This is a genomic window from Aeromonas sp. OTU364, from assembly GCF_038440395.1.
In the GTDB taxonomy this organism is placed as follows: domain Bacteria; phylum Pseudomonadota; class Gammaproteobacteria; order Enterobacterales; family Aeromonadaceae; genus Aeromonas.
The window spans coordinates 10,847-27,325 of the sequence record NZ_JASATR010000006.1 but is presented as its reverse complement, the minus strand read 5'-3'; the positions used below and the strand labels follow the sequence as shown (position 1 = coordinate 27,325).

Below are 16,479 nucleotides of genomic sequence, written 5' to 3'. Positions count from 1 at the left end.
CGTGAAACCCGGCCACAGATGGTCGCCTCCCCTCGTCTGCGCAGGGCAAGGCGCGGGTTAATCCTGCCCGGCCGGACGGTGAAACCGGATCGGTGACTGAGCCCGGGGAATATTGATCACCAGTCTGCCACCGTTATGCAGTTGCCACTCGAAGAAGTCGGCAAACCCCTTGGTGGTGACGGCCCGGATCACCTTGGCCACCACCCCGTGTGCCACCAGCAAGACCCGCTCGCCCTGCGCCTGATCGGCGAGTGCGATCAACCCTGACGACACCCGTGCTATCACCGCATCCAGCGACTCACCGTTGGGCGGCCCCTCGGCCCAGCGCCGGGTGATGTTGCGCATCCATAGCTCGGGGTAACGGCTCCTCGCTTCTGCCTGGGTCAACCCCTCGAACACCCCCACATGACGCTCACAAAAGGCGGGGACTATCCGGGCAGGCAACGCCAGTGCCCCGGAGATCAAGTCCGCACTCTGCCTCGCCCGCAACAGGGGAGAAGTCAACAAGCGCTGAAACGGCGCCCCCTTGGAAAACGCCTGCGCCAGCGCGTCGACCTGCGCCCACCCCGTTTCGTTGAGCCCCATATCCAGCGCCCCCAGATAGCGCCCCTCGGCATTGGCCCGGGTTTCACCATGGCGGATGACCACCAGTTCCATCTTCTATCCTTGCTTCTTCAGCAGTGGTCGAAAACCCTGACACACGAAAGCGACCAGGGCCGATACGGGCGGTTCAACCCTGCGCCAGATGGTGGGCCACCAGGGCATTGGCATGGCCGTGGCCCATGCCGTGCTCGGCCTTGAGCCAGGCCACCAACGCCATGTGTTTGCGCTCCTCCCGCCCCGCCAGCAGGGCCAGCCAGTGGGCAATCGGCTGACCATAGGTTTTCTCGATGGCGGGGAAATAGGAGGCAGGCCCCCTCACCTTCTGTTGTTCATCCATGATTGGCTCTCCAGAGTTGCGGCGACAGGTTCAGGGCTTGGGGGCGAACTGCTCGAACACCTGCTGCCCGGTCAGGGTCGGGGTGTCGTTCTTGAGCGCATAAAAATCAGGCTTCTCGTCGATGAAGATCTGCCCGGTGAGCTCGAACCCCTGCTCCTGAAACAGGCCGGCACAGAGGATGTACTCGTCCGTCGGCAACAGATGGTAGAAAAGGTGGGTGCCGCAGGTGGGGCAGAAGCCGCGCTCCGCCCACTCGGACGAGCGGTAGGCCACAGGGGTGAGCCCCTTGAAACTGACCCCCTTGCCACCATGCACCGCGAACATGGGACCCCCGGACCAGCGCCGGCACATGGTGCAGTGACACAGGTTGACCTCCTTGTGATCGCCGCTCGAGACGGTGATACCGCCGCACAGACAGGTTCCTTGCATATCCAGCTCCTCTCTTCAAGGTGCGAGCCGGCAGTATGCCGGCCGCATTTAGCATCATATGAGTAGCCGCTCCCCCCGGGTTTCGCCACTGCCGAGGGGACATCTCCCCCCACCTGGCAGGCGGACCCATCGAGGGATGCCCTCATCGGCATCAGGTTCAGCTCTGCTCCTGCAGGGCGATGCGATTGCCTTCGGGATCCCTGAGCTCGGCCACCCGGATCCACTCGCTCACCCGGGTCACGGGATAGAGACACTCCCCTCCCGCTGTCAGCGCCCGGGCCATGGCCAGCTCTATGTCCGCGACCTTCAGATAGACCCGGGTGCCGTCCAGGCTCGGCACATAGCTCTCTCCCTTTGCCAGGGCGCCGGAACAGCCGGGCGCCTGCTCATCGAGGGGAAACAGCGCCATCTCGTTGCCATCTATGTGCGCCCGCTCGAGGGCTATCTCGAAGAGCGCCTCATAGAAGCGGATGGCCCTCTCCAGATCCTGTACCGGGATTTCAAAGTGGATGGCGACATTCATGTGTCACTCCTCTGTGCGGGATAAGCACCCGAACACTCTCGACTTGTTCCATGTGCCAGCGGGCCCGTCATAGGCCCCTTGCGCCGGCCCCCCATGAAAGAGGGGAAGAGAGGCCCCCCCTTCCCCATCATGACCGATGACGCACCCTCGCCGGGATCAGGTCACCGGCGCCCAGGGGTCTCCCTTGCCCGGCTCGTTGCCCTGGGTCCACCACTTGGCCTGATACACCACGCCCTTATGGCTCACCTTGTTGCCGGCGGTGTAGACCTTGCCTGCCTCCCAGGCGGGCACCCCGCCCACCGGCGGCGTGGTCGGATCGACGGGCGCAGGATCGAGTTTGGCTACCACCCGTACCTTGGGCCAGTTGGCGTGGGAGCCGTAGACGTTGGTCACGCACTTCTCGTAATCCCCCGGCACCAGGGCCGAATAGGCGGTCTGGAATCCCACCAGCTCGCACTCGAACGAGTAGCCACCTGGCCTGTCGGCATAATATTTCCAATTGCCGTCCCAGTTGGTGTAGAGCACGTCGGTGGCGCCGTTCAGGTTGAGGCTGCCATAGGGAGTCTGCTGCCAGCAGGTGTTCTTCTCGTCCGGGAGCAGCGGGATCCCGTAATGGGCGGCCAGCCCTTCCCAGTAACGGATGCGGTTGACCGGCTGCCCCTTGTTCTTGTTCTGCTCGCCACACTCTATGCCACCGTTGATGACGTTGATGGTGGTGCCAAAGCCATAGCCGATGCCGGCCGCGAGCTCGCGCTGGGAGGGGACCCAGGTTCTGTCGATGACGTGCAACATGGCGGGTTTGGGGGCTTGCGGTGTCAGGAAGAACCAGATGGCGGAGGCGAGGTTGAGCCAGGAATCGGCCACCAGGCCGGGGTTGTTCAGCAGCACGGTGGCGTTGCCGTCAAACATCGCCTCGGAGAAGGCGCCGTAGTTGAAGTGATAGGAAAGCTGTTTCGCGCCACGGCCAAAGTAGCCCTGCCCCGTGCTGCAGGGCCACTTCCTGTTCTGCCAGTCATTCTGGCCACAGCCGGTGGTATAGCCGAGTTGCCCCTCGGCCCAGCCCATCTCGCGCACATGCACCAGCGCCTGCTGCCACTCCTCTAGCCCCAGCGGGTTGTCGGAGACATTCTCCCTGGCGATGTGGCCGCCCGTCTCCTGGGCGAAGTGGGCGAAGGCGGTGACGATGGATTTTTTGCAGATGGCGTCCGCATTGCGCCCGTCCGTGTAGTCGCCGCAGAAGGCGGGGAACTTGCCGACCGCCCGCAGGAAGCGCTCATAGGTATATTCAGGGGCCGCCATCTGGGTCAGATAGTCCCAGTCCGACTCGGTAAAGACCCGCTCGACCCGTTTGACGTTGTCCGGGTTGTCGGCTCGCCTCGGCACAATCGCATCCACCAGGATGTTGGGTCGGGTGGCCAGTGCCTTTGACCAGATGCCGTACATGGGGTTGGCCGTCTTGGCCTTCTCAACGGCCGCTATATCGGAGGCGGCAATCACATAGCCACCGCTGTTTTGTGGGTCGGGCTGAATAGTCATGGCCGCATAAGCTGGCGAGGCGCAGAGCCCCGCAACCAGCCAGGCGGTGCGCTTGAGCATGAACATGGGTAACCATCCTTGTCTTGAAAATGTCAGGGCGAGCATAGGCACCCTGACAACTAAATTCACGACAAGAATTAAGAGTTTGGCGATTTTGTGAGCCATTTCACCCTGCACTCAGATGAAACCGCGCAACAGCCTCATTTTGACCTCAAGGTACTCGCTTTTATGCGCCGTGAACGCGCACCGCCCGGATCAGCAGATTGCGAGGGGTCATGGGTTTGTCGCAAAACGCCCCCAGCTCGACCTGGTAGCCCTGCTCTTCGAGGAAGAGGGCCCGATCCAGGGCGAGCCAGATCTCCAGCGGACGGCGAAACAGATGGCGCACCAGCTCCATCCGGGCGACGTCCCCAAAGCGCCGCTCCCCCCTGGCGAGGAGGTCGCCATGGTCTATTCCCTCAGGCAGCACCACTCCCTTGCGCTCGGCGGCCCAGTCACAGAAGGCCTCGAAACTGCCCGCCAGCAGGCTCTTTTGCAGGTTGGGTACCGGCAGGTACTCATCCACCCCGCGCACCTCACGCTGCAGGCAATCGAAGGCGAGACGCCAGATCACCTCCTGCTCGCGCAGGCGGGAGATGCGGGCGCCGCCGGTCACCGTCTCCTGCAGCGGCAGCTTCAGGTCGCTCTTGCCAAGGTGCAGGGCGCTGGCCTTGGCGGCCTGCGACAGGGGGCGGTAATGGCTGGTGCGGATCAGGTGATAGCAACAGGGGGAGAGGGTCACGCCCTGGGCACCGCGCTCGGCCACCTGCTCCAGCAGATGAGTATGCAGCTCACCGCAGGCATGGAGCGCCATAGCGTGATGGTGCGGGGCGATGAGCGCCCCCGACTCGGCGGCGAAGGCGTCGGCCTCCACAAACTGCATGCGGGCACCATCGCGCGCCGCGAGCTGCCGCCCCTCCTCACACAGCGTGCGCTGCAATTCGAGGCTCAGGATCTCTGCCCCCCGGTGCAGGGAGACCAGGCGTCCCAGGTGGCCCTTGCCGGCGCACCACTCCAGATAGGGGCCCTGATGGGCGGGCAGACAGCCGGTGAAGGCTTCTATCTGCGCCTGCTTGCGTCCCGGCATGTACATCGCCATGGTCCTGGCACAGTGAATGGGTTCGGGGACAAAGGTGTCGAGCTCGCTCAGAGCATGGAGCTCGGCCCCTGCCGGGATCCAGGGGGCAAGCAGGGTGCAAAGCGCCCCCATGTCGGCGTCGAGCCGCGCTATCTCGTCAAGGCCGAGGCCATTGAGGCAGGCGGCAAGCTCGGGGGCCTCATCGGCGAAGGCCAGGCTCAGATGATGATAGGGCTGGTATTGCCACCAGCGTCTCTCGTTGGTCAGCAAGCAGTCCAGTTGTCGAAAACGGTGAGCCAGCACGGTGAGCTTGTCCTGCTATCAAAAGGGAGGCTCATTCTAGCGATCTGCCATCAAAAAGCACTCGCCAGCGCGCCTGCCCCCACCCCTTGCTGGTAGCCTGACAAAAAGCAGGGATTTGTGCTATATTCCGCCCCCTCATTAGCGCGACTCGCCCACGCGGGTCGTTTTACCCATATGAACGGAACCAAAACATGACCATCAATGCCATCCTGCAAGCGCGTGCGGACGCCAAGTGTGAGCTGTGTGGAGCAGAACATGCGCTGACTGCCTTCCCGGTGCCACACTCCCCCGCCAGTGACGATGACCACAGCGTGGCGCTGTGCGCCACCTGCCGTGGCCAGCTGGAGCAGCCGGACACCACTGAGGTCAACCACTGGCGCTGCCTGGGTGACAGCATGTGGAGCCAGGTGCCGGCGGTTCAGGTGATGGCATGGCGCCAGCTTAAAAACCTGTCCGCCCGTGGCGAGATCTGGGCCCAGGACATGCTGGACATGATGTACATGGAAGAAGAGACCAAGGCCTGGGCCGAAGCGGGCAGCGCCAGCGACGATGACGACAGCGTGCCCACCGTCGACTCCAACGGCGCCGTGCTGCAGGAGGGGGATTCCGTCACCCTGATCAAGGATCTGGAGGTCAAGGGCGGCGGCTTCACCGCCAAGCGTGGCACCCTGGTCAAGGGCATTCGCCTCACCAGCAACCCGCTGCACATCGAAGGCAAGGTCAACGGCGTGCAGATAGTGCTGGTCGCGGCCTACCTGAAGAAGGCCTGATCCTTTCGCCTGTGTTCGGATGATGCAAGAAGCGCCCCCAGGGGCGCTTTTTTATTGCCGGGCCACCGCCTATGTCGGCACGGCCGAAGTGGCGCCACCGGGAAACTGGACTATCCTGCAAACCAGCCCCGATGAGCGAGCCACCCCTTCGCCGGATCTGTGTCAGGGGAGCATCCGCTCCCGACGCCCTGATGCACTGGCCCGAATGGAATTCATGTGGCACTCTGGGCTCTTCAGATGGAGAGATCCTGAACATCATGATCCCATGATGTTCTCTTGACACAAGGAGCACGACCTATGGCCAAAGCCAGCAAGAAAGATATCAAGAAGAAAATCGCCGCCCGCCAGGAGAAGATTGCCAAGCACGAAGGCAAGATCAAGAAGCTGAAGAAAGCCCTGAAATAAGGGCCGGCAGCCTGGATAAACCGTCCTTCGTGGACGGTTTCTTATTTTTCCGGGCAGCAAAGCCCCCTGAGCCCCCCTTCCCCCCATGGCAACCACTTAAGTTAAGCACCTGAAAAACCGCCACATCCTGGTGGCAGTCGTCACTGGACGCGGCCCCGGGGGCGGAGCATGATGAGCTCTTTACCAAGGAGAGATCATGAACCTGGATACATGGATGTTGTTCCTGCTGGCCTATCTGCTGGCGACCCTGACCCCGGGGCCCAATGTGCTGCTGGTGATAAAGAACGGCCTGCAGCTCGGCTGGCGCCCGGCCCTGCTCACCATAGGCGCGAATCTGTTCTGTCAGGCCATTTTCATCTGTCTGGTCGCCATGGGGGTCGGGGCCCTGCTGCAGACCTTGCCGCCCCTCTTCCTCGCCCTCAAGCTGGCGGGCGGCGGTTACTTGATCTATCTCGGCTACAAGGCGCTGCGGGCAACCGACGCGGGGAGTCAGGAGGCGCAACGAGTTGGCGCCAGCCGCCCGTCCCGGAGCAAGGGCTCCCTGCTGCGGGAAGCCTTCCTGGTGTCGGCCAGCAACCCCAAGACCATCATCTTCCTCTGCGCGCTGCTGCCCCAGTTTCTCGATCACCAGAGCCCGCTGCCCATCCAGTTCTTCACCATGTACCTGACCATCTGCGTCATCGTCACCCTGGTGCACCTCTGCTATGTGGCCCTGGCCAGACGCGCCGGCAGCTACTTCAAGCCAGCGCGCGGCCAGCGTCTGTTTAGCCGCATCACCGGGGGGATCTTTATCTCTCTGGGCGGCGCCATCTTGCTCAGCGGTCGACCCTGAGTGCCCCATAGGCCCCTGATCCGCGGATGATCAGGGGCCTATCTTGCCCTCCAAGGGGCTCTTCCCCTTCACTCCCCAGCCAAGGCAGCGGCCGGACAGGCCGTCACTCTCGCATCACGGCATCACATCAGCCGCGCCCCGCCGGACACCCGCACAGAGCTGCCGGGTTCGGCCGGGATCTCGGCGTACAGCCGCGACGGCATACCCATGTCTTCCCCCTGCACTATGTCGATGGCACCGCCGTGGGGCCAGTGCAGGTCGCGCAAGTAGCCGGCGAAGGCGGCGGTCGCGGCGCCCGTGGCCGGATCCTCATAAACGCCGCCGTAGGCGAAGGCATTGCGGGTGTGGAACAGCCGATCCCCTTGCACATGGACCAGCAGAATGGTCACCAGCCCCTCCCGGCGCATCAGCAGGCGACCCTGCGCCAGCGAATAGTGCATGGCCGAGAGCGCTGCGCGATCCTTGAGCGCCAGCACCAGATGATCGGCGCCGCCGTGGATGAGCGCTGGGGGAATGCGGGGATCCAGGCTGGCCGCGTCATAGCCAAACAGCGCCAGGGCTTCGCGCATCAGATCCGCCTGCGCCGGTTTGCTGCGGGTCGACGGGGATTGCAGCGCCGCCTGCCATTGCCCCTGCTCATCCTGCCAGCCCGAGACCCGGATCTTGGTCTGACTGAGGCACAAGGCATGGTCCCCTGCCCCGAAGCGGCGCGCCAGCGCCACCCCGAGGGCGATGGTGGCATGGCCGCAAAACGGCACCTCCGCCTCGGGAGAGAAGTAGCGCACCCGCCATTGGGGCGCCTCTGCGCCTTGCTCCTCGCTGTGCAGCGGGGCGGCGAAGGCCGTCTCCGAAAATCCGACCTCTGCGGCGATCCGCTGCATCTCCTCCGGCGTCGGCAGTTGGGCCCCGATCCAGACACCGGCGGGATTGCCCCCCCGGGGTCCATCGGAAAAGGCGGCGATCCGCACCAGCTCAGTGACCAGCTCCGTCATGACAACTCCTTGGCTTCTTGCTTCATGAAAAGTGGGGTTCATAGGCTCATCCTGGCGGCCCCTTCCGGGGGCACGCATCAGGGGTTCAGCTTACCCATAAAATTAACGGCCGCACAGGTGCCGCTTGAGCGCCGCGGATCCGGGCACTGGCGACTAGAGTTGGGAAACGTGTCTGTATATGCGCCTGCAGTGGAGTGCCATATGTATTCATACACCCTCATTTTCAGGGAAGAGGTCGACAAGCTGACGGCCCCCGAGCACGAGATCCTGTTGCAAAGCCCGGCCCAGGCCGGGGATTTCGTCATCCTCTCCGACGGCAGCCGCCACCAGGTGATGTTCGTCACCCATCGCGCCCACTACAGCAGCCTCTACCTCGACAAAGGAATAAGAGTGCCCCAAAGCTGAGCTGGCGGGCTCAGGGGTAAGGTGGATGGCACCGATTTGGCTGGCTCCCCTGTGCGAGTCCAGCGCCAGGTGCTAACGTGAAACAGGCCTGCCATCTCGCACCCAGGATATGCGCAAACCCAGGCCGTTGCTCATGGCCGCCGAGGCTGAACTGAATCGGCAAGACTCACATTTTGAGGGATGAATTATGTCCAGGAATGCTGCTCTGATCGTGACCCTGACCCTGCTTGGCATGGCCCCGGCGCACGCCATCAACGCAAAATATGCCCAGCAGCTGGAACGCTCCGGCTGTACCCAGGTGACCGAGGCCCAGGGCTGCGATATTCACAAGACCAAGGCGGAGAATGCCAAGGCGGGATTCGGAGCTGCCGCCCCGGCTGCCGACAGCGGTCTGAACATGAGCTACGCACAGAAACTGGAGCGATCCGGCTGCACCCAGGTGAGCGAGCTCAATGGCTGTGACATCAACAAGACCCAGGCCGAGAACGCGGCCGCCGGATTCGGTGATGCTCCGGCGGCCACCAGCGCCAGCCCCTACGCCGGCAACTGGGTCGCCACCTTCCCCGAGACGGGCGCCACCGTCGCCACCATCCGCATCGATGACAAGGATCAGGTGTGGGTCAACGACAAGAAGGTCAGCGCCAGGAAATCCGACGGGGCCCTGGTGTTCAAGGAGGGCATGGTCATCTACACCATACAGGGGGATCGTCGCCTCAAGGGGGAGGATGGCTGGGTCGACAACGACGCGGGCACCAAGGGTCCGATCGCCGCCAAATAAGCGACATCACCAGAATGTGAAGGGGAGCCTGGGCTCCCCTTCTTGTTTTATCTCTTGCCCATGGCTCTCCCCGGCCCCGGTGAGCGGCAACCCTGCACTTCCTCTTGCTATTCACTTACCCTTTTTCGGATAGTCCAGCACGGCCGTCACCGGCCTTTGCGACGCGGCGGCCGACCAGGAGGGGGCGTCGAAGGTGAAGCGGGCGACGGCGCAGGTCGGCATCCGGGTGATCCTGCCGGAAAAGCGGTGGGCAAGGTCGGTGAACTCGGGATCGTGACCAAAGAGCATGACGCACCTGAACGCGTCCCCAAGCTCAGCCATCACCTCAAGCAGGGTCTCGACATCGCCGCCATAGAGCCGCTCGTCCGTGACTATCTCCTCTGGCCGGTAGCCGAGCACCTCGGCGATGATGTTCGCCGTCGACAGGGCCCGGCAGGCGGGGCTCGACAGGATAATGTCGGGCCTCACCCCCTCCCTCGCCAGGCGCACGCCCATCAGGGGAGCGTCGCGCAGGCCCCGTGCGGCCAAAGGCCGCGCCCTGTCAGGCAGCCCCTGCTCTTCCCAGCTCGACTTGCCGTGGCGCACCAGTACAAGGGTTCTCTTCATGACGCCTCCCATGAGGGCCGACGATTGGCCCAGTGTCACCTTTGGCCAGTGACAGATAGGGTTTGCCTGCCGCGCCCTCAAGGCCTGTCACTACGCCCTCCCAATCATAGCGAAGCCGCACCGTTCGGGAATATGGGACAAGCGAGCGGGCAGGCGCTCAGCCCGGCCCCATGGCCGGGCTCACTTCCTCCATGAAGATGAGGCGAAGGGGCTCGGCCAGCAGGTCGTCCGCCTGGCGGGCGAAGGCCTGAAAATAGTCGCTCGCGCAGTGGGCATCCAGGGCGGCCTGGCTCACGAAGGCTTCGCGCATGTAGAAGGTGCCGGGTTCCTCCTTCAGCTCGAACAGCACGTAATCGAGGTTGCCAGGCTCCTGGCGGGTGGGCGCTATCAGCGCGAGCAACCCCTGGCGCAGGCGCTCCTTCATGCCGGCGCGGGCCTTGAGCACGGCGATCGACACTATCTTGTCCGATTCTCTCTTCATCCCTGTTTCTCCACTGTCACATCATCAAGAGACCGGGAGGTGCCTGCCTTCTCATGGCAGCCGCCTCCCCCAACATGGTGCCCAGTGTAGGCATGGCGGTCAGGCCGATATAGATGGCCAGGATGGACAGAGTGTTCAACCGGGTGAACAAAGAGGCGACGGCAGGGACAGATGCGCGGCCAGAGGCGAGCGCCTGGCTCACCGTCAGGGCCTGCTCCAACTCTGAACCCTGAAGTAATAGCTGGTGAAGGAGTGCCCGGAGAGTGTCGTCTTCTTCACCCTGGTGGCGCGCCTGGCGAGGGATCTGTATGGGGGGCGGGTGCCCAGCAGATGAAAGACCACCTCCTGATGGCCCATGGTGCGCGCCCAGCCCATCATCTCGTTGAAGATGGCGAGCCCCCTGCCCCAACCCGCCCTGGCGATGACGATGGCTATCTCGATCCCCTCCTCATCGGGCTGAAGACCGCACCACCCCACCAGGGCGCCATCGATGAGGACGGCACGCACGCGGCAGCCGGGCAGCGCGTCTATCGCCAGCTTCTCATCCATCCAGGCACGCACCCCGGCGGCATCGAAGGTGGGGTGGTCAATCAGGTGTTTTCGCAGCGTCTCGTCGTTGACCAGGGGCAGAAAATCCTCTGCGGACACGTCACCAAAGGGGAGGAATTTCATAGGCTTGTCATGCTTTCCCAAAGAGTGAGGGGTCCCTAATAGGGGGACCCGTCCTTGTGTCTGGCAACCCAGGCGCCATCGGTGCCCTGCACCAGGGCCAGATCGTCGTCAGGATATTGGACTGTGTCCCCCGCCAGCCTGTCCCCCACCTCGAGATAGACGGCGTCCACCTCACCGTGGTTGAGCAACTGGTGGGCCAGGCCGTTGCCGCCCTTGAAGCCGATGCACTCCCCCGGCGACATCAGATACTCCTCCTCCCCATAGCGCAGGGTGGGGTTGCCCGAGAGCACATAGACGAACTCGTCCTGCAGACCATGATGGTGTTTGAGCGCCGAGATGGCCCCCGGTGCCAGGGTCGTCAGGTTGACCCCAAGATTGGCGAGACCGAAGTGGTCCCCCAGCCTGCGCCGGGTGCGGTGCTTGACCAGGGAGGCAAAGGGCTCCGGATAGAGGGACCTGGCCTTGTTCTCCGGGATCTGTGTGGCCTGAATGGGCGTGCGGTTCGTCATCTCAACAACCTCCGTATTGGCGCCCTGGCGAGGGCAGCAAGAGATCAGCCGGGTGCCTGCCTGAGTGGCAGTCACGCAATCACACAGATACGGCTGAAGGCGGGAGGCTGTCAACGCCGAGATGCAAAGAGCGGGCTCCCGCCATCTCCCGCTGCGCAATGATCCGCCTGCAACCCCCTACAGCACCTCGACCTTGACCTTGATAAGGCCGGATCGGGTGTTGCCTATGGTACTGAATGCAGCCCTTGAGAGATCGATCACTCGCCCCCTCGGGAAGTTGCCCCTGTCGTTGACCCGCACCACCACGCTCTTGCCGTTGGCAAGGTTGGTCACCCTCACCATGGCGCCGAAGGGCAGCGTCATGTGGGCGGCGGTGTTGGCGCTCTTCTGGTAGGGCTCGCCGCTGGCGGTTTTCTTGTTGTGATAGCGATCGGCATAGTAGGAGGCCAGCCCCGTCTGGGTATAACCCCGCCAATTGCCCGCACTGCCTGCATCAGGCTGGCTGCTGCAGGCCGCAAGCAGCAGGCACAGGGAGGCCAGCAGCCCTCTTTGTACCTTGCCTCTCATATCTTCCATCGCCACTCTCATCATCACTTTCAGCACCAATCTGGATCCCGCAAACAGGGGCCTACTCTCTCATATTTCCCATGGAAAACGGGAGGCCCAAGCCTCCCGTTTGTGTGTTCACCCGTCAGTCTGTGTCAGGGTTCAGGCGATGAGCTTATCATCGGCGAAACCGAAGCCCCGCAGCCCCACCACATGCACGTGCTCGTGCTTGCCCTGCACCTTGCGGATGAGCTTGTAGGTGGTGCCCTTCTCGGGGCTGATGTTCTCCGGCGCCGCGATGAGCAGCTGCATGTCCTGGCGCTCGCACAGCTCGAACAGGGTAGCGATGGACTTGCCATCCAGGCGCGCCGCTTCGTCCAGGAACAACAGGCGGCAGGGGGCGATGTCCTTGCCGCGCAGACGGCGGGACTCCTCCTCCCAGCTGATCAGCACCATCAAGAGGATGGCCTGACCGGTGCCGATCGCCTCACCGGTGGAGAGGGCCCCGCTCTCGGCACGCAGCCAGCCATCGGCACCGCGCTGCACCTCGATTTCGAGCTCCAGGTAGTTGCGATAGTCCAGCAGCACGTCCCCCATCACCTGATAGTTGCGCTCCCCCTGCTCTATCTGCGGGTTCAGGCGCTGGAACAGCTTGGCCATGGCCTCGGAGAAGCTCAGCTCCTTGTCGGCGAACAGATCGTTGTGCATGGCGCTCTGATCGGCGAGCGCGGTCAAAAGCCGGGTGTGGGCTTCGCGGATGTTGACGTTGAGGCGCACCCCGCGCACCAGGCCGAAGGCGATGTTCTGCAAGCCTTGGTTCAGCACCCGGATGCGGTTCTGCTCGCGACGGATGATGTTGGTGATCTTGGCCGCCACCTCGTGGGAGGAGAGGGACAGGTGATTTTCCCGCTGCTTGAGCTCGTCAGCCAGACGGGCCAGCTCGATCTCCATCTCCTCGATGGCCTCCACAGGATCGTCCGAGCGGATGATGTCGTTGCGGATGCGATCTTTCAGGTAACGGTAGACCTGCACGTAGAAGGCGACTTTCTGCTCTGTGCTGCGGTTGCCCTCGGAGAGGCGCAGCGCATCGCGCAGGGCCTCGTCGTGAGCCACGGCGACCCGCAGGGCGCCGAGGGCCTTGTCCGACATGGAGCGCAGCTCGTCACTGTCGAGATACGCCAGCTCGCGCTTGTTGAGGCGCTTCTCGACGTCGGTCTCCCGCGCCAGACGCACCACCCGCGACCAGCTGGCCTTGTGGCCCACCAGGGATTTGCGGGCACCGAAGTAGTCTTTGCCTTCCAGCTTGAGACGCCCGCCCAAGGATTCGATCTCGCGCTTGGTCACCTGCAACTGGGCCTCGGCGCTGGTGCGACGGGAGCGGGTACGGATGAGCAGCTCTTCGATCTCCTTCTTGTGGGCGCGGGATTTCTCCTCCATGTCGTCCGACAGGGTGAGCCCCATGGCCCCCAGCTCCTGCTCGAACTCCGCCAGGGTCTGGCCCTTGGCCGAGGCACTGGAATCGAGCGCCGTGCGCAGTTGCAGCGCCTCGGTGTGACGCAGGGCTATCTGCTTGTGCTGCTCGCCGGCGGTGCGGGCGGCCAGCTCGGCGGCTTTGAGCTTCTCTTTGAGGCGCTCGCTCATCTCGGAGGCCTTGCCGAGCAGGTCTTGTGCGTCCTGATAGGCAAAGTGCGGCAGCCGGGCCACCAGCTGATCCAGCGCATAGGCACGGCGCTTCTGCTCCGCCAGCAGGTCGCTCGCCTCGTCGAAGGCCGCCTGCAGGGCAGAGAGATCCTGGGGATCCTGGCGCAGCACCTGCACCAGGGTCTCGAGCTTCTCCAGCCCCTTGCCATGCTGGGCTACAAAGGCTTCGGCGGTTTTAAGTGCCTCCACATCGGCGCGGGCCGCCTCGAGGCGGGTCGCCAGCTCCGTCTCGGCAAAGAGGTGGGCAAAGGGCAGCATCCCCTGCACCAGCTGGATATGGCGGGTCAGCTGGGCGGCGGCCGCCTTGGCCTCGGCCAGCTGCTTGTCGCACTCGGCCATGGTTTCTTGCAGCTTGCGCTGCTCGGCCTGCTTGGCCTGCACTTCGGCCTCGGGGTCCGGGCGGAAGGCGATATCCAGATGCTGGCCGATAAAGTCACGGAAGTGGCCGTAGAGGCGGTGGTACTTCTGCTGCTCGAAGGCGGCCTTGGCGTAGCCCTCGATAAGATTTTCCCGCTCAAGGTCGAGCTGCTCGATGCGTTTTTCCCGGGCGGCGCGGCCAAAGAGCGGCAGCTCGGGGTAGCGGGAGAAGCGCACCTGACGTTTGCTGGTGCGCACCAGCACGGCGTCGCCGAGCTCGTCCGCCTCCACCAGATCCTCGTCAAAGGAGTCGGGGTTGCCCTGGATGAGGTAGATATCTTCCGGGCAATCTTCCAGCTTTTTCAGCCGCTCGATGGCCCCCTCCAGGTCGAGCACCACCAGGGCGCTGCGGGCCGGGCCGTAGAGGGCGGAGTAGTAAGGGGCATCGTCGCTGGAGATGTCGTCGTAGACATCGGAGAGCAGCACGCCCCCCACCTGCTCGGCGACGCGGGCCAGGCGCGGATCCGCCTCCCCGGCTCCCAGCTGGAGGTTGCGAATTTGCCGCTCCAGGGCCTGCTTCTGCCCCTGGATGCGGTTGCTCTCCTGCTCGAACTCCCGCTCCTTGTCGAGCACTGTCTGCATGCCGGCCGAGAGCGCCTCGGCAGTGTCCAAGGCCAAGCCACTCTGCTCGCGCAACTGCTCGAGTTTCTCGAACGACTTGAGCCAGCGCGGGGCCAGCTTGGTGAGATCGCTGATATCACGGCCCAGCTGGGCGCCCTGATGCTCGAGGCTGGCGCGGCGCTGATTGGCCTCCGCCTGCTGATCGGCGAGCTCCTCCTGACGGGTGCGTTGGGCTTCCAGGAAGATCTCCAGCTCGTCCTGGCTGGCAATAAGCTGGCCAGAAGCCTGCTGCAGCTCGTCGCGCAACTTGAACAGCGCCTGCTGGCTGTCGCTCTCTTTCTCGAGGCGGGCCAGCGCGGCGCGCAGTCCCTGCCCCTGATTGACGCGGGCCTTGTCTTCGATATGACGCTTGAGCAGTGCCTGCGCCGTGGGCCAGGCCGCCTCGCGAGCGGTCTCGGGGGCAATGCTCAGCAGCAGCGTCAGCGCGGCCTGATGCTCGGCCACCGCCGCCTTGGCCAGCGCCAGTTGCTGCTCGGCCCCCAGCACCCTGCTGGTGAGGCTCTGCTCGGCGGCACGGAACTGGTGCAGGGTGTCGCTCGCCTGCTCGGCGCTCAATCCCGGCAGCTCGCACTGCGCGCGGGCCGTCTCCAGCGCCTGCACCGCCTGGCGGTACTGGATGGCGCGGGTCTGCTGAATGTCCAGCGCCTGCTGATAATCGGCGAGCTGGGTCTTGAGGCTATCCACCTCTGCCTGGGCCAGCTCCTTGCGCTCTTCCACTTCCAGCAACTGGCAGTGGATCTCTTCCACCACCGCCTGCTGCTGCTCGAGCTTGTCGTTGAGCTCCCGCAGATCGGCACGATACAGCTCTATCTTCTTTTGCAGCGCCACGGCGGCCATCACCTTGGCCAGGTGTTCGGCGGCGGACTCCAGCTCGTCGGTCAGGAGCTTCTCGCGGTTGGTGAGCTGATCCACCTCGTCCGCCAGATAGATGGCGCGCTGCTTCTCTTCCGCCAGCAGGCGACGCTTGCCGGCGAGCTCGGACCTGGCTTTGAGGGCCAGCTCGGAGAGACGGCTCTTCTCGGCGGCGCCCCGCACATACTCGGCCGCCACGTAGTGGGTGGTCTCGGTGATCAGGTTCTTGAACAGATCCCGCTGGCCCTGGGTCTCCTTGATGGCTTCCAGGGTGCGGCGGTTCTCGTAAATGGCCGCCTCCATGTCCTGGAACGCCTTGCGCACCCCGGAGTTCTCCGGCAACAGGTATTCCCGCAGGGAGCGGCTGATGGACGAAGAGATACCGCCGTAGAGGGAGGCCTCGATCAGGCGATAGAACTTGCCGCGATCCTTTTGATCACGCAATTTTTTGGGCGTGATGCCGAACTCGAACATGAAGTTGTGATAATCGGTCACCGTATTGAACTTGGCGACCTTGATGGCCCCCAGCTCGGCGGCGGCCCCCTTCAGATCGGCGAAGGCGCGCACCCGCCCCTTGCCGTCATGGAGTTTTTCCAGCAGCAGATCCGTGGGTTGCAGGCTGTCTGGCACGTCCACCAGGGCGAAGGGGGTGATGTTGACCTTGTTGTCCCGGTTCGCCACCTGCTCCAGGTGCACGCCGACCCAGATGCGCTGCTCGCGGCTGTTCATCACTTCCAGCAGCGAATAGCAGTGACCGCGCTGCAACTTGCCGTAGAGCCCCTTGTCACGGGACGCGCTGGATGAGCCCGCCTCTGTGGTGTTGCGGAAGTGGAGCAGGGACTGATCCGGGATAAGCGCCGCGATAAAGGCCGCCATGGTGGTGGACTTGCCCGCGCCGTTGCCGCCGGACAGGGTGGTGACCAGCTGGTCGAGATCGAAGGTCCGGGCGAAGAAGCCGTTCCAGTTGACCATGGTCAGGGATTTGAATTTGCCTCTCACGCCGCACTCTCCATCAAACCGGCCGACGCCATCGGTGCCAGAACA

At 63.8% G+C, this 16,479-nt stretch carries 16 protein-coding genes and 1 pseudogene; 4 read left to right on the top strand and 13 right to left on the bottom strand.

Features of this window, described 5'->3' with window-relative positions; all coding sequences use genetic code 11:
• Nucleotides 1–57: 57 nt before the first annotated feature.
• The 6 genes and pseudogenes from AAHB08_RS08440 to AAHB08_RS08415 form a co-directional block, all read right to left on the bottom strand.
• On the bottom strand, nt 58–657 hold the full coding sequence (locus tag AAHB08_RS08440) for a histidine phosphatase family protein (RefSeq protein WP_342058677.1): 600 nt from the start codon (nt 655–657) through the stop codon (nt 58–60).
• Nucleotides 658–730: 73 nt separating this feature from the next.
• Entirely contained in the window at nt 731–940 is a 210-nt protein-coding gene (locus AAHB08_RS08435) for a DUF4287 domain-containing protein (RefSeq protein ID WP_202045812.1), read from the bottom strand.
• A gap of 30 nt (nt 941–970) precedes the next feature.
• Nucleotides 971–1,369 (bottom strand): GFA family protein, encoded by a 399-nt coding sequence (locus tag AAHB08_RS08430; RefSeq protein WP_202045813.1) that lies wholly within the window; start codon nt 1,367–1,369, stop codon nt 971–973.
• Nucleotides 1,370–1,526: 157 nt separating this feature from the next.
• On the bottom strand, nt 1,527–1,892 hold the full coding sequence (locus AAHB08_RS08425) for a VOC family protein (protein ID WP_202045814.1): 366 nt from the start codon (nt 1,890–1,892) through the stop codon (nt 1,527–1,529).
• 156 nt (nt 1,893–2,048) lie between these two features.
• Nucleotides 2,049–3,494 carry a chitinase gene (locus AAHB08_RS08420; RefSeq protein WP_202045815.1) on the bottom strand — a complete coding sequence of 482 codons (1,446 nt, stop codon included), beginning with the start codon at nt 3,492–3,494 and terminating at the stop codon, nt 2,049–2,051.
• Between the two features lie 160 nt (nt 3,495–3,654).
• Nucleotides 3,655–4,883: pseudogene (locus AAHB08_RS08415) on the bottom strand (methyltransferase).
• A 156-nt stretch (nt 4,884–5,039) separates the two neighbouring features.
• On the opposite strand from AAHB08_RS08415, the gene AAHB08_RS08410 reads away from it, so the two are divergent.
• Nucleotides 5,040–5,618, top strand: coding sequence for a PhnA domain-containing protein (locus AAHB08_RS08410; protein WP_319918164.1), 579 nt, complete (start codon nt 5,040–5,042; stop codon nt 5,616–5,618).
• A gap of 601 nt (nt 5,619–6,219) precedes the next feature.
• Complete coding sequence (locus AAHB08_RS08405) at nt 6,220–6,855, top strand: LysE family translocator (RefSeq protein ID WP_342058676.1); 636 nt, start codon at nt 6,220–6,222, stop codon at nt 6,853–6,855.
• A 122-nt stretch (nt 6,856–6,977) separates the two neighbouring features.
• Here the strand turns inward: AAHB08_RS08405 and AAHB08_RS08400 are convergent, their stop codons facing one another.
• Nucleotides 6,978–7,847: a PhzF family phenazine biosynthesis protein gene (locus tag AAHB08_RS08400; RefSeq protein ID WP_342058675.1), complete on the bottom strand. Its 870-nt coding sequence runs from the start codon at nt 7,845–7,847 to the stop codon at nt 6,978–6,980.
• A 201-nt stretch (nt 7,848–8,048) separates the two neighbouring features.
• Between AAHB08_RS08400 and AAHB08_RS08395 the strand changes: the two genes are divergently transcribed.
• Nucleotides 8,049–8,252 (top strand): hypothetical protein, encoded by a 204-nt coding sequence (locus tag AAHB08_RS08395; RefSeq protein ID WP_106886705.1) that lies wholly within the window; start codon nt 8,049–8,051, stop codon nt 8,250–8,252.
• 187 nt (nt 8,253–8,439) lie between these two features.
• Complete coding sequence (locus tag AAHB08_RS08390; protein ID WP_342058674.1) at nt 8,440–9,030, top strand: hypothetical protein; 591 nt, start codon at nt 8,440–8,442, stop codon at nt 9,028–9,030.
• Between the two features lie 111 nt (nt 9,031–9,141).
• Here the strand turns inward: AAHB08_RS08390 and AAHB08_RS08385 are convergent, their stop codons facing one another.
• The 6 genes from AAHB08_RS08385 to mukB form a co-directional block, all read right to left on the bottom strand.
• Entirely contained in the window at nt 9,142–9,636 is a 495-nt protein-coding gene (locus AAHB08_RS08385; protein ID WP_342058673.1) for a SixA phosphatase family protein, read from the bottom strand.
• A 157-nt stretch (nt 9,637–9,793) separates the two neighbouring features.
• The gene (locus tag AAHB08_RS08380; RefSeq protein WP_342058672.1) at nt 9,794–10,117 is read right to left on the bottom strand and encodes a putative quinol monooxygenase; all 324 of its coding nucleotides are present in this window, start codon (nt 10,115–10,117) and stop codon (nt 9,794–9,796) included.
• Between the two features lie 204 nt (nt 10,118–10,321).
• Nucleotides 10,322–10,789, bottom strand: coding sequence for a GNAT family N-acetyltransferase (locus tag AAHB08_RS08375; protein ID WP_342058671.1), 468 nt, complete (start codon nt 10,787–10,789; stop codon nt 10,322–10,324).
• A 35-nt stretch (nt 10,790–10,824) separates the two neighbouring features.
• Nucleotides 10,825–11,298 carry a cupin domain-containing protein gene (locus AAHB08_RS08370; RefSeq protein WP_342058670.1) on the bottom strand — a complete coding sequence of 158 codons (474 nt, stop codon included), beginning with the start codon at nt 11,296–11,298 and terminating at the stop codon, nt 10,825–10,827.
• A gap of 177 nt (nt 11,299–11,475) precedes the next feature.
• Entirely contained in the window at nt 11,476–11,874 is a 399-nt protein-coding gene (locus AAHB08_RS08365; protein ID WP_247626203.1) for a septal ring lytic transglycosylase RlpA family protein, read from the bottom strand.
• A 132-nt stretch (nt 11,875–12,006) separates the two neighbouring features.
• Nucleotides 12,007–16,434 (bottom strand): chromosome partition protein MukB, encoded by a 4,428-nt coding sequence (gene mukB / locus AAHB08_RS08360; protein ID WP_342058669.1) that lies wholly within the window; start codon nt 16,432–16,434, stop codon nt 12,007–12,009.
• Nucleotides 16,435–16,479: the final 45 nt, after the last annotated feature.

Coding starts and splice junctions, on each gene's coding strand:
- AAHB08_RS08380 (WP_342058672.1), bottom strand. CDS start 10,117: ATGAAGAGAGAATCGGACAAGATAGTGTCGATCGCCGTGCTCAAGGCC.
- AAHB08_RS08435 (WP_202045812.1), bottom strand. CDS start 940: ATGGATGAACAACAGAAGGTGAGGGGGCCTGCCTCCTATTTCCCCGCC.
- AAHB08_RS08410 (WP_319918164.1), top strand. CDS start 5,040: ATGACCATCAATGCCATCCTGCAAGCGCGTGCGGACGCCAAGTGTGAG.
- AAHB08_RS08395 (WP_106886705.1), top strand. CDS start 8,049: ATGTATTCATACACCCTCATTTTCAGGGAAGAGGTCGACAAGCTGACG.
- AAHB08_RS08420 (WP_202045815.1), bottom strand. CDS start 3,494: ATGTTCATGCTCAAGCGCACCGCCTGGCTGGTTGCGGGGCTCTGCGCC.
- AAHB08_RS08440 (WP_342058677.1), bottom strand. CDS start 657: ATGGAACTGGTGGTCATCCGCCATGGTGAAACCCGGGCCAATGCCGAG.
- AAHB08_RS08385 (WP_342058673.1), bottom strand. CDS start 9,636: ATGAAGAGAACCCTTGTACTGGTGCGCCACGGCAAGTCGAGCTGGGAA.
- AAHB08_RS08430 (WP_202045813.1), bottom strand. CDS start 1,369: ATGCAAGGAACCTGTCTGTGCGGCGGTATCACCGTCTCGAGCGGCGAT.
- AAHB08_RS08425 (WP_202045814.1), bottom strand. CDS start 1,892: ATGAATGTCGCCATCCACTTTGAAATCCCGGTACAGGATCTGGAGAGG.
- AAHB08_RS08400 (WP_342058675.1), bottom strand. CDS start 7,847: ATGACGGAGCTGGTCACTGAGCTGGTGCGGATCGCCGCCTTTTCCGAT.
- AAHB08_RS08370 (WP_342058670.1), bottom strand. CDS start 11,298: ATGACGAACCGCACGCCCATTCAGGCCACACAGATCCCGGAGAACAAG.
- AAHB08_RS08375 (WP_342058671.1), bottom strand. CDS start 10,789: ATGAAATTCCTCCCCTTTGGTGACGTGTCCGCAGAGGATTTTCTGCCC.
- AAHB08_RS08405 (WP_342058676.1), top strand. CDS start 6,220: ATGAACCTGGATACATGGATGTTGTTCCTGCTGGCCTATCTGCTGGCG.
- AAHB08_RS08365 (WP_247626203.1), bottom strand. CDS start 11,874: ATGGAAGATATGAGAGGCAAGGTACAAAGAGGGCTGCTGGCCTCCCTG.
- AAHB08_RS08390 (WP_342058674.1), top strand. CDS start 8,440: ATGTCCAGGAATGCTGCTCTGATCGTGACCCTGACCCTGCTTGGCATG.